Here is a 12337-nt window from a genome sequence, read left to right on the forward strand (position 1 = left end):
ATAGAGGTTTACGATTTAAACAATTGGGTATACATCAATTGTAAGACCTTAGCTCGAGGAGGATAAGATGATTATTATTCTATATTTAAGCGCCGCACTCATCGCCGTCAGCTTTCTTATTCTGGTTATCTATTTATCAAAAACATTAAAATCGCTTCAAGTCACACTCAATCATGTTGCCTCAACGCTGGAAGGTGTTGAAGGACAAATGAAAGGCATCACCGCTGAAACAACGGAGCTCCTGAATAAGACAAACCGGCTCGCTGATGATATTCAGGAAAAATCTTTGAAGCTGAATACGGTCGTGGATGCCGTTCAGGAAGTCGGCACATCGGTCAGGCAGTTTAACAGCTCTATTCAGCAGGTTTCAGAGTCCGTCACATCAGCCGCAGAGCAAAACCGTGAAAAAATTTCTCAAGTTGTCAGCTGGAGCAATGCAGCTTTGGAAATTTGGAATAGATGGAAACAAAAGAAGATGAAGGAGGAATAATTTATGAGTAAAGATGGAATGAATACTAAGGATTTTTTAATCGGCACGTTTGTAGGCGGAATCATCGGGGCAGCCGCAGCTTTATTTTTAGCGCCGAAGTCAGGGAAAGAGCTTCGCGATGACCTCGGAAATCAGGCTGTCGTTTTAAAAGATAAGACTGGAAAGCTCACAAGCGAAGCGAGGGAGAGAGGTTCTGAGTACGTCAGCATCGCCAAAGAGAAGACATCTTCGATTTCACAGCTTGTTGCCGACCAGTCTTCACAGATCATGGATAAAGTCAAAGACTTGCGAAACAAAGGTGCCGAAAAAGCTGATGAACTAAAGGAAGAAGCATCGTCTAAAATCGAAGAACAGGCTGAAGAAGCCAAAAATGAAATAGAAGATGAAGCAAGGGAAACAGCAGATACCGTCCAGAAATAATGGAGGAAAGGGAGATCACCGTGTCGAAACAGCTCATTCAAACAGAGGATGAATTTAAAAAGCTTGCAGAAAACAACGATACATTTATCTTTTTGAAACACAGTGTGACATGCCCGATCAGCAGGCGCGCGTTTGAAGAATTTGAATCATTCGCCAATCAGCATGAAGACATACCGGCTTATTATTTAAAAGTGCAGGAAAGCCGACCGCTGTCAAACTATATCGCTGAGCAGTACGGAATTAAACACGAAAGTCCTCAAGCCTTCATTTTTACAAACGGGAACGTGAAATGGCACGCCTCCCATTCGCAAATTACAGCTCAAGCACTTGCGGAAAACAGCAGATAATCCGCAGGTGAAAACGGCCAAGACGTATAGCGTTTTGGCCGTTTTCTATGTTGTTATAATGCTTTTGCCTCATGGAAATGCCTTTTTAGGAAAATGTATCGTTTGATCCATGGTTGTACGTTATAATTAAAAAAACGGGAGGTGATAAGTTGAACACTGAATTAAAGGACATGCTTCAATCCGTTCTAAAAGAAGAATTGAGTCCGATCAATCAGCGTCTTGATGGAATCGACAAGCGCTTAGACAAAATCGACGCACGCTTCGTTGAGATCGACAAGCGCTTCGATGAAGTGGATGCACGCTTCGTTGAGATCGACGCACGCTTCGATGAAGTGGATGCACGCTTCGTTGGGATCGACAAGCGCTTCGATGAAGTGGACGCACGCTTCGTTAAGATAGACAAGCGCTTCGATGAAGTGGACGCGCGCTTCGTTGAGATCGACAAGCGCTTCGATGAAGTGGACGCGCGCTTCGTTGAGATCGACAAGCGCTTCGATGAAGTAGACGCGCGCTTCGTTGAGATCGACAAGCGCTTTAACGCAATCGACAAGCGCTTCAAAGAAATAGACGGGCGCTTAAACAAAGTAGAAAACCGTTTAAACGCAATGGACAAGCGGCTGAATCGGCTTGAAACAGATATAGATGAACTGAAAAGAGGGCAGGAGAGGCTCCCGAAAACGATCATCGAGAACATCGGACAATTTACGGAGAACATTGTCGAACATGCCGATGATAAGGCGGCTGCCTTAAATGACAGAGTTTTTAGCGTCGAAACCGCAATACAGAGAATATACAGGTTATCAAGTTAAAGAATCAAACATGATTCTTTTTTTTTATTCTTCCGACAAACACCCGCACAGCAAGGGATAAACTGCATATAATGCTTTATCGCTTAAAAGCGTTTTGGTAATAAAGAATTTTTTCGTGACATTTTAAGAAACATTGTTTATAATAAACCCTAATCAATTGAATCATTCTTATTCTCATAGAGGGTGAAGTTAAAAGAAAGGATGGATAACATGAGCAACACTGAACTTGATTTGCTGAGGCAGCAGGCGAATGAATTAAACTTGCAAATATTAAAGCTGATTAATGAGCGAGGAAGAATCGTTCAGGAGATTGGAAAAGCGAAGGAAGCGCAAGGCATCAACCGCTACGATCCAGTCAGAGAAAGAGCGATGCTGAACGAAATTATTGAAAATAATGACGGACCGTTTGAAAACTCGACGATCCAGCATATTTTCAAAGAGATTTTCAAAGCCGGACTCGAACTTCAGGAAGACGATCACAGCAAAGCGCTGCTCGTTTCCCGCAAGAAAAAGCCTGAAAATACGATCGTTGATTTGAAAGGCGAAAAGATCGGCGACGGAGAACAAAGATTTATCGTCGGTCCGTGTGCGGTTGAAAGCTATGAGCAAGTAGCCGAAGTCGCAGCCGCAGCTAAAAAGCAAGGCTTGAAACTGCTTCGCGGCGGAGCCTTCAAACCCCGTACAAGCCCGTACGACTTCCAAGGCCTCGGTGTTGAAGGCCTGCAAATCTTAAAGCGTGTTGCTGATGAGTATGATCTGGCCGTCATCAGTGAGATCGTGAATCCGCAGCATATTGAAGAAGCCATTGATTACATTGATGTTATCCAAATCGGCGCCCGCAACATGCAAAACTTCGAGCTCTTAAAAGCGGCCGGTTCAGTGAAGAAGCCGGTTCTGCTGAAGCGCGGACTTGCCGCAACGCTGAAGGAATTCATCAATGCAGCGGAGTACATCATGTCGCAGGGCAATGATCAAATCATCCTTTGCGAACGCGGAATCAGAACGTATGAGACAGCGACTAGAAATACGCTTGATATCTCAGCTGTGCCGATCCTGAAGCAGGAAACTCACCTTCCTGTATTCGTGGATGTCACTCATTCTACCGGACGCCGCGACTTGCTTCTTCCGACAGCAAAAGCAGCGCTTGCGATCGGAGCTGACGGCGTCATGGCCGAAGTCCATCCTGATCCTTCTGTCGCGCTTTCCGACTCTGCTCAGCAAATGGATATCCCGACATTTGAAAAATGGTTAAATGAACTGAAGCCGCTCGTTCAAGTAAAAGCATAAGATTCGATTATGGACCGCTTTCGAGCGGTCCTTTTTTTAGTTGTCATCAAAAATTGTCGAAAAAATGTCTTATTTTTAATTAAAAAGCTGTTTATTCTTATTTAAATTAATTATAAAAATAAAGGGAACGTTTTCATATTAGGTAAAACCGTGTATAATTTCAGAGAGCCCCTTTTGTTTTGGCAGGTTATGAAAAATAATGTAAACTTGAGTTCTGTTTATTTTACATAAAGTTTTACATTTTGACATTTCTCTACATGAAAATGTTTATGCTATAGGAAAAGAAAAGTGTACCCAGTTGAAGGAGTGGTAAAAATGAGTAATGTGACAATATATGATGTAGCACGCGAAGCAAATGTAAGTATGGCAACCGTTTCCAGGGTTGTGAACGGGAATCCGAATGTCAAGCCGACGACGAGAAAGAAGGTGCTTGAAGCCATCGAGCGTCTTGGCTATCGTCCAAACGCCGTGGCAAGGGGCCTTGCAAGCAAAAAGACGACGACTGTCGGTGTGATCATTCCCGATATTTCCAGCATCTTTTATTCAGAGCTGGCGAGGGGAATCGAAGATATCGCAACGATGTACAAGTACAATATTATTTTGAGCAACTCCGACCAGAATATGGACAAAGAACTCCATCTTTTGAATACGATGCTAGGAAAGCAAGTTGACGGTATCGTCTTTATGAGCGGAAATGTCACTGAGGACCATGTGGAGGAGTTTAAGCGGTCACCGGTTCCGATCGTGCTTGCGGCATCTGTTGAAGAAAAAGGGGAAACGCCGTCGGTTGCGATCGATTATGAACAGGCGATTTATGATGCGGCTACCATGCTGATTGAAAAAGGCCATAAGCGCCTTGCGTTTGTATCAGGACCTATGACTGAGCCGGTCAATCAAGCGAAAAAACTTCAAGGCTTTAAAAGAGCGCTTGAGGATAAGGGGCTGAAATTTAAAGAAGAGTATGTCGCAGAAGGCGATTATACGTACGATTCAGGAATGGAAGCGCTGGAGGCGCTAATGAAGCTTGATGAAAAACCGACGGCCGTTCTGTCAGCGACAGACGAGATGGCGCTCGGCGTTATTCACGCAGCACAGGATAAAGGACTGGCTATTCCGGATGACCTTGAAGTGATCGGCTTTGACAATACAAGGCTTTCATTAATGGTTCGGCCGCAGCTGTCGACTGTTGTCCAGCCGACGTATGATATCGGTGCCGTAGCGATGAGACTTCTGACAAAGCTGATGAACAAAGAGGAAGTCGAAGAGCATATTGTCCAGCTGCCGCATCGCATTGAACTCAGACAATCAACAAAATGATCATGATTAAATAAACGAGAAAGAAAGCAAGTGTTCACAGCTTTTTTCGTGAATTGCTTGCTTTCTTTTCCTTGAGCTGGAGAGATTATGAAAAAATGAAACGATTTGATTATCTGACACCGGTCGGTTTGATTTTGGGTATTTTCATTTTAGTAATCGGCGTTGTTTCTGGAGCGGGGCTTTCCGGTTTTTATTCGTTTATCGATTTGACGTCTTTCTTTATCGTGACGGGCGGATTGTGTGCAGCTGTTTTTATCAGCTTTTCCCCGAAAGATTTAAAAAGAGCGCCGGCTGTGCTGAAGCAGGTCTTTATTTCGGAAGAAGACGATGTGCGCGACTTGGTCAAAACCTTTGTCAGCCTGTCTGAACAGGCGCGCAAACAAGGAATTTTATCATTGGACGCCAATGTCAATGAAATGAAAGACCCGTTTTTGAAAAAAGGTCTGCTTCTTGCCATCGACGGATGGGATGAGGAGACGATCCGCAATGTGATGAACTCGGAAATCGCCGCGATGGAAGAAAGGCACAGAAAGGGAAGAAGGATCTTTGAAAAAGCGGGGGAATTTGCCCCTGCATGGGGAATGATCGGAACCCTTGTCGGGCTCGTCATGATGCTCAAAAACCTGAACAAGCCGGAAACGCTCGGTCCGAATATGGCGATCGCCCTTTTGACGACGCTTTACGGATCCCTTTTAGCCAACATGCTGTTTATACCGATCGCCGCAAAGCTTGAAGAAAAGACGGAGAATGAAATCTTTAAGAAGCAGGTCATGATCGAAGGCATCATCGGCATCCAATCGGGAAGAAATCCTCGAAATCTGGAAAGTCAGCTTGTCGTTTTCAGTTCGAAAGAAGAATGGGCAAAAAAGCGGGCGGATCATGTAAGACAAAAGGACAGGGCTCATGAAGCTTAGACATGAACGAAGGAAGCGCGAGCAGGGTCGCAAATCGTCAAACTGGATCATCACGTTTTCGGATTTGATCACGCTCATCCTCGTGTTCTTTATTTTACTGTTTTCGATGTCGCAAATCGATTTAAACAAATTTAAAGCAGCAGTCGGTTCATTTCAAGACAGGGCCGACGGCAAATCCGCCGCAGAGCTGAAAAAAGAAAACGCGGACGATCAGAAGGCTGAAAAAACGGCTAAAAGCCAAGATGATTTATTAAAGAAAATCAACGACTATATTGAAAAAAATGAACTGTCAAGTTTGATTGCGGCCAAGCGTGACGAACGGGGCGTCATCCTCGTCCTTCAGGAAGCGGTTTTGTTTGATTCAGGAAAAGCGGATCTGAAAGACCAGGCTCACCCGCTTTTGCATAAAATCGCCGTCCTTCTCAAATCAGTGTCCAACCCGATCCGTGTGGAGGGGCATACGGACAGCCGCCCGATTTCGACTTACCGTTTTCCATCCAATTGGGAGCTTTCTGCGGCAAGGGCGAGCACTGTGATCGGCTACTTTACGTCGAAAGAGAAGCTCGATTCTTCGCGTTTTCTTGCCATCGGTTATGCCGATACAAAACCGGTCAAGGACAACCGCACAGAGAGCCATATGAAGGAAAACAGGCGCGTCGAAATTGTCATCGCAAAAAAATAGGTGAGAAGAAAGCAAGGTCTTGCGTAAAAGCAAGGCCTTTTTCTGTGCGCCGGGATTTTTCACATTAAGTGGCGCGCTGAGCAGAGCGAATCGGATAAAGAGCTTTGGCAACGGTTTGGGCGTTTTTTTCCGTTATTTCGGCTTTTCTTGGAATCGGAGGATACAAATCTCCCGGGTCGGACCAGTTGGCAGGAAGCCGGAGAGATGCCTGTTTGCCCCACTTTTTCAGCCATTTTTCAGGCATCTTATCCTCAGGTTTCATCCCTTTCATTTCAAGCCAGATTCTTGCCCATGCCCTCGGTACGACGCGCCAAATGTCATACCCGCCTCCGCCGACAGCGATCCATCTTCCGTTGCAATACGTGTGTGCAAGTTCGTGAGCGAGCTTTGGAATCTCTTCGTAAATCTTCATCGTCGTGCACAAGTGTGTCAGCGGATCGTAGTAATGCGCGTCAGCTCCGTTTTGCGACAAAATAACGTCCGGTTTGAAAAACTCGGCTATTTCAGAAACAGCCGTCCGGTAGGAATCAAGAAAAGACTCATCTTCTGTGAAGGCATCGAGCGGGATATTAAAAGCATAGCCGTAGCCTTTGCCATGACCTCTTTCCTGAACCTGCCCAGTTCCCGGGAAAAGGTAGCGGCCGGTTTCATGAATCGAGACGGTGCACACGGAAGGATCATCATAAAACGTAAACTGCACCCCGTCGCCGTGGTGGGCGTCCGTATCAATATATAAAACCTTCGCATGATATTTTTTCTGCAAATATCGTATCACAACAGAACTGTCGTTATAGACGCAAAATCCTGAAGCTCTACCTCTGAACCCATGGTGAAGCCCGCCTCCGAGATTGAGGGCGTGTCTTGCTTTGCCTGTCATGACATAGTCTGCAGCTGTCAGTGTTCCGCCCACCAAAAGGGAGGCGGCTTCGTGCATCCCGGCAAAGACAGGGGTATCTTCTGTTCCAAGCCCGTAGTTTTCACTTTCGGCTGCCGGAAGTTTTCCCGCCCCTGCAAGCTGGACGGCCCTGATATAATCGCCTGTGTGAACAAGCCCGAGCTCGGCTTCTGTCGCTATACGCGGAGCAATCGTTTCTCCCGGTTCAAATGCGCCGACCGTATTCAAAAGATCGTATGTTACATAGACGCGCAGCTGATTAAACGGGTGATCTTGATGAAATTGATAAGTTTGATAAGAGGGAGAAAAAATAAATACGCTGTCCTTCATGGCAAATCCCTTTGAACAGCCGGCCAAAGAACCTGATACCCTTTGGACTTCACGTCTTTGATGATAGAGGCGGGATTCATCGTTTGAACGCGAAACACGAGTATTTTCGAATCATTTTCATCACCGGGATATACGAGCACGCTCAATATGGCGATTTGGCGCCTGCTGAAAATGGCGCTGATATCAGCGAGGCTTCGGGCGATATGATCGGTTTTGATTTCGATTTGGGAGCCTGGAAAATGGGCTCCTGTCAGCTGGACGAACGTATGCAGCAAATCGGATTTTGTCACAATGCCGACAAGCTTCCCGTTTTTTACGATCGGAAGGCAGCCGATTTCGTGTTCGAAAAAAACGGCTGATATTTCTTCGGCAAAATCAAGTGGGTGACCGGTGATCACTTCTTTTGACATAATCAGTTCCACCGGCTTTTTTAAATCTTCGTGAGATCTGTTTTGGGCAAAAATACTCGGACTTGCTGTTTTGACGTCCCTGTCCGTGACAATGCCTATGACCGTTCCCCGTTCATTGATGACGGGAAGGTGTTTAATGTGAAATGTACGCATGCGTTTGATCGCTTCTTCAATCGTATCCGTTCTGGAAAGTGTCACAACATCCCGTTTCATGATTTTTTCAACAATCATATTCAGGTCCCCTTTGCTCCCTTAATACATAAAACGATTGTGGAATCTGAGTCTGTCAAAACGCTCGATCGACTCCTGACTGACCTCTTTTCCGATGCGGGCCATTAAACAGTTGGCGGGATGGGAGCTGATTTCCGGATCGTCTGTCGCAAACCAGACAAGCCCTCCGGCATTCATCATTTTCTCCATCATCTTTCTGTATTCCCAAACATCTTTATTAGTCCCCTTTAGATCCCAATGCCAGTAATATTCAGTCGTGATAATGATATATTTTTCCATCTGCGGATCCATCATGCTCACCTCAAGCAGCGTCTTCCCGACAGAGTGACCCCTGAATGCCGGAATGACTTCGATGGCTCCAAGCTCAATTAAATTTTCCATGTTTCCTTCAGACCATCTTTCAAGCGGGTCTGGATAAACATATGTCACATAGCCGACAATGGTTTGCCGGAAACGGGCGATGATGATCCGTCCTTCGGGAAGCCCGGCGATTTCGATTAATGCTTCATGTTGTTTTTGAGATGGGCGAAAGGCTGTAAGCTCGTCGTGAAATTCATATTGTGCGAGTTTTTCGGGACTGATAGGGCCCTCTATCAGCACTGAGCCTTTCTCGGTCTGCAATTCTTTGGCATGATAAGTTTTGTGATGCTCCACGTATCCACCGCCTTATATCTTAGTTGAAGTCTTTTATACATAACATACCAAAATATTAAGCGTTTTCATAGGATGGAAGAGTATTTTTTAAAAATTGAGAAAATAAAAAATCTATACTATAATATATTTTGATGAGCGAACAAAGGGGGATGGGCATGGAATTGAAAGCGTTGCCAGCAGAAAAGGGAAACTACAACTTGAAAGACTATGATGAAGCATACCGGACATTTGACTGGAAGGATGCCGAAAAACATTTTTCATGGCACAAAACGGGAAAAATCAATGCAGCTTATGAAGCGATCGACCGCCACGCTGAGTCAAATTTGAAAAATAAAGTGGCATTTTACTACAAAGATCCGGTCCGCGAAGAAAAGTACACCTTCAGAGAGATGAAAAATGAAACGAATAAAGCCGGGAATGTCTTAAAGCAGCATGCCAATGTGGGAAAGGGAGACCGTGTGTTTGTTTTTATGCCGAGATCACCCGAGCTTTATTTTATTCTTCTTGGCGCTGTCAAATTAGGAGCGATCGTCGGGCCGTTGTTTGAAGCATTTATGGAAGGCGCTGTCAAAGACAGGCTTGCAAACAGCGGAGCGAAGGTCATCGTGACAACACCGGAATTGCTTGAACGGATGCCGGCCGGCGAACTTCCGGATCTTGAATCAATCATTGTCGTTGGAGAAGGCGTAAAGGAAGAAGGATCTGTCATCGATTATTACGCGAAAGCGGCTGAAGCAGACACTGATCTTGAGATTGAATGGATGGATCAGGAAGACGGGATGCTGCTTCACTATACTTCCGGTTCGACCGGCGCGCCAAAAGGGGTTCTCCACGTCCACAAAGCAATGATTCAGCATTATCAGACAGCCAAATGGGTTCTTGATCTGCACGACGATGACATTTATTGGTGTACGGCTGATCCAGGCTGGGTTACCGGAACGGTTTACGGGATCTTCGGTCCGTGGCTGAATGGAGCAACGAATGTCGTCGTAGGCGGCAGGTTCAGTCCAGAAGCATGGTACGAAACGATTGAAAAAATGGAAGTGACGGTATGGTACAGCGCGCCAACGGCTTTTCGGATGCTGATGGGTGCTGGCGACGATCTCGTGAACAAATATAATCTGAGCTCATTACGGCATATTTTAAGCGTAGGGGAGCCGTTAAATCCTGAAGTCATCAGATGGGGGCATAAAGTCTTCGGCAACCGGATTCATGATACATGGTGGATGACCGAAACAGGGGCGCAGCTCATCTGCAATTACCCGTGCATGGAAATTAAACCGGGATCGATGGGCAAACCGATTCCAGGCGTAGAGGCTGCAATCGTCGATCACCAGGGAAATGAACTGCCTCCTTACAGAATGGGGAATCTCGCCATTAAAAAAGGCTGGCCGTCAATGATGCATTCGATCTGGAACAATCCTGAAAAATACAGCTCCTATTTTATGCCGGGGGATTGGTATGTATCAGGGGATTCCGCCTACATGGATGAAGACGGATACTTCTGGTTCCAGGGAAGGATCGACGATGTCATCATGACATCGGGCGAGCGCGTCGGCCCGTTTGAAGTCGAAAGCAAGCTTGTTGAGCATCAAGCTGTCGCTGAAGCAGGCGTCATCGGCAAACCGGATCCTGTCCGCGGTGAAATTATTAAAGCGTTCATCGCCTTGAGGGAAGGTTATGAACCTTCAGATTCGTTAAAAGAAGAAATCAGGCAGTTCGTGAAACAAGGCTTGGCCGCACACGCCGCGCCAAGGGAAATCGAATTTAAGGATAAACTGCCGAAAACAAGAAGCGGAAAGATCATGCGACGTGTCCTGAAAGCTTGGGAGCTGAACCTTCCGGCAGGCGATCTCTCATCGATGGAAGACTGATGTCTCATTGACAATGCAAAAATATTATGTTAAAAAAGATTTAGTCGAATATTCAAAAGGTGAAGACTGAGATCAGTAAAACGCATCCTTCCCTGTCTTAGAGAGCTGATGGCCGGTGAAAATCAGCACATATGGATGGTTTGAATTACACTCATGAACCGCTTTTGCGAAAAAAGCCTCCCGGGCTTTGTGTAGCAGAAGAACGGAAGCTTTTCCGTTATCAATGAGAGTGAAAAGAGCGCGGCCATGCGTTCTTTTAAGCAGGGTGGTACCGCGATTTTTATCGTCCCTTCGTTTTTGCGAAGGGGCGTTTTATTTTTGGAAAAAAGGAGCTAAATGATGATGACACACTTACTTGATGATTTGTCCTTCAGGGGACTGATTCAGCAGCAAACCGATGAAGCAGGCTTGAGAGACCTGCTGGATACAGAGAAAATCAGCTTATACTCCGGATTTGATCCGACAGCTGACAGTCTGCATATCGGACACCTGCTGCCGATTTTAATGCTTCGCCGCTTTCAGCTGGCCGGACATCGTCCGATTGCACTTGTAGGCGGAGCGACGGGCCTGATCGGCGATCCGAGCGGAAAGAAAGCGGAGCGCACGCTGAACACTGAAGAAATCGTCCGCGAATGGTCACAGAAAATCAAAAACCAGCTTTCGCGTTTCCTTGATTTTGAAGCTGATGAGAATCCGGCGATCATGGCGAACAACTATGACTGGATCGGCAAAATGAACGTCATTGATTTCCTGCGCGATGTCGGCAAAAACTTCGGAATCAATTACATGCTTGCCAAAGATACGGTAAGCTCCAGAATCGAGACGGGCATATCTTATACTGAGTTCAGCTACATGATCCTGCAGTCTCTCGATTTCTTGAATTTATACAGAAACCAGGAATGCAAGCTGCAGATCGGCGGAAGCGATCAGTGGGGCAATATCACGTCAGGACTTGAGCTTATCCGCAAATCTGAAGAGAATGCAAAAGCTTTCGGATTGACGATTCCGCTTGTGACAAAAGCAGACGGCACAAAGTTCGGAAAAACGGAAGGCGGCGCGATCTGGCTTGATAAAGAGAAGACGTCGGCATATGAGTTTTATCAGTTCTGGATCAATACCGACGACAGGGATGTCGTGAAATACTTAAAATACTTCACTTTCTTGTCCAAAGAAGAAATCGAAGATCTCGCTGAAAAAACAGAGACGGCACCTGAAAAACGCGAAGCGCAAAAACGCCTCGCCGAAGAAGTGACCGTACTTGTACACGGCCGTGAAGCGTTTGAGCAGGCCGTCAACATCTCAAAAGCGCTCTTCAGCGGAGATATTAAACAACTGACTGCTGAAGAAGTGAAGGTCGGCTTTAAAGGGGTTCCTTCCATGGAGCTCGGGGAAACCGATGAGCTGCCGCTCGTCGATGTTCTCGTCCAATCGAAGCTTTCCCCATCCAAACGCCAGGCGCGCGAAGACATCACAAACGGAGCCGTCTACATCAACGGCGAACGACGTACTGACGTAAACAGCGTCCTCAGCCCTGAAGACCGCATCGAAGGCCAATTCACCGTCATTCGCCGCGGTAAAAAGAAATACTTCCTGCTCACATATAAGTAATCAAAAAAACTCTTGCCAAACGGCAAGGGTTTTTTTGTGTCCGTATGTTTCATGTATGTTCATTCAGGA

13 protein-coding genes and 1 other annotated feature are annotated in these 12337 nt (G+C 46.0%); of the genes, 10 read left to right on the forward strand and 3 right to left on the reverse strand.

All coding sequences use genetic code 11. The features are described from left to right. The first annotated feature begins 67 nt into the window (after positions 1 to 67). From ACVC9U_RS03720 to motS, 8 genes are all read left to right on the forward strand, one after another. Complete coding sequence (locus ACVC9U_RS03720) at positions 68 to 490, forward strand: DUF948 domain-containing protein (protein ID WP_059231756.1); 423 nt, start codon at positions 68 to 70, stop codon at positions 488 to 490. 3 nt (positions 491 to 493) lie between these two features. Beyond that, positions 494 to 910 (forward strand): YtxH domain-containing protein, encoded by a 417-nt coding sequence (locus ACVC9U_RS03725; protein WP_075751920.1) that lies wholly within the window; start codon positions 494 to 496, stop codon positions 908 to 910. A 20-nt stretch (positions 911 to 930) separates the two neighbouring features. Next, the gene (gene ytxJ / locus ACVC9U_RS03730) at positions 931 to 1257 is read left to right on the forward strand and encodes a bacillithiol system redox-active protein YtxJ (protein WP_020452607.1); all 327 of its coding nucleotides are present in this window, start codon (positions 931 to 933) and stop codon (positions 1255 to 1257) included. A gap of 149 nt (positions 1258 to 1406) precedes the next feature. Continuing rightward, positions 1407 to 2066, forward strand: coding sequence for a hypothetical protein (locus tag ACVC9U_RS03735; RefSeq protein WP_075751921.1), 660 nt, complete (start codon positions 1407 to 1409; stop codon positions 2064 to 2066). Between the two features lie 210 nt (positions 2067 to 2276). Then, positions 2277 to 3353: a bifunctional 3-deoxy-7-phosphoheptulonate synthase/chorismate mutase gene (locus ACVC9U_RS03740; RefSeq protein WP_003184447.1), complete on the forward strand. Its 1077-nt coding sequence runs from the start codon at positions 2277 to 2279 to the stop codon at positions 3351 to 3353. A 315-nt stretch (positions 3354 to 3668) separates the two neighbouring features. Then, on the forward strand, positions 3669 to 4670 hold the full coding sequence (ccpA, locus tag ACVC9U_RS03745) for a catabolite control protein A (RefSeq protein ID WP_075751922.1): 1002 nt from the start codon (positions 3669 to 3671) through the stop codon (positions 4668 to 4670). A gap of 95 nt (positions 4671 to 4765) precedes the next feature. Further along, the gene (motP, locus tag ACVC9U_RS03750; protein WP_075751923.1) at positions 4766 to 5584 is read left to right on the forward strand and encodes a flagellar motor protein MotP; all 819 of its coding nucleotides are present in this window, start codon (positions 4766 to 4768) and stop codon (positions 5582 to 5584) included. After that, positions 5574 to 6266 (forward strand): flagellar motor protein MotS, encoded by a 693-nt coding sequence (motS, locus tag ACVC9U_RS03755; RefSeq protein ID WP_075751924.1) that lies wholly within the window; start codon positions 5574 to 5576, stop codon positions 6264 to 6266. Before motP ends, motS begins: the two co-directional genes overlap by 11 nt. Positions 6267 to 6330: 64 nt before the next feature. Here motS and ACVC9U_RS03760 read toward each other — a convergent pair whose 3' ends face one another. The 3 genes from ACVC9U_RS03760 to ACVC9U_RS03770 are packed head-to-tail and all read right to left on the reverse strand — an operon-like array spanning position 6331 to position 8786. Beyond that, on the reverse strand, positions 6331 to 7491 hold the full coding sequence (locus ACVC9U_RS03760; protein WP_075751925.1) for an acetoin utilization protein AcuC: 1161 nt from the start codon (positions 7489 to 7491) through the stop codon (positions 6331 to 6333). Then, positions 7488 to 8132 (reverse strand): acetoin utilization AcuB family protein, encoded by a 645-nt coding sequence (locus ACVC9U_RS03765; RefSeq protein WP_075751926.1) that lies wholly within the window; start codon positions 8130 to 8132, stop codon positions 7488 to 7490. The genes ACVC9U_RS03760 and ACVC9U_RS03765 overlap by 4 nt, the downstream gene beginning before the upstream one ends. A 21-nt stretch (positions 8133 to 8153) precedes the next feature. Beyond that, positions 8154 to 8786: a GNAT family N-acetyltransferase gene (locus ACVC9U_RS03770; protein ID WP_075751927.1), complete on the reverse strand. Its 633-nt coding sequence runs from the start codon at positions 8784 to 8786 to the stop codon at positions 8154 to 8156. Positions 8787 to 8941: 155 nt separating this feature from the next. On the opposite strand from ACVC9U_RS03770, the gene acsA reads away from it, so the two are divergent. Together acsA and tyrS are read left to right on the forward strand one after the other, a co-directional pair. Further along, positions 8942 to 10660 carry an acetate--CoA ligase gene (gene acsA / locus ACVC9U_RS03775; RefSeq protein WP_075751928.1) on the forward strand — a complete coding sequence of 573 codons (1719 nt, stop codon included), beginning with the start codon at positions 8942 to 8944 and terminating at the stop codon, positions 10658 to 10660. Positions 10661 to 10713: 53 nt separating this feature from the next. After that, positions 10714 to 10954: a binding site (T-box leader), on the forward strand. A gap of 48 nt (positions 10955 to 11002) precedes the next feature. Next, positions 11003 to 12268: a tyrosine--tRNA ligase gene (gene tyrS / locus ACVC9U_RS03780; RefSeq protein WP_441391215.1), complete on the forward strand. Its 1266-nt coding sequence runs from the start codon at positions 11003 to 11005 to the stop codon at positions 12266 to 12268. Positions 12269 to 12337 lie beyond the last annotated feature (69 nt).

This window comes from Bacillus sp. GM2 (genome assembly GCF_056155945.1).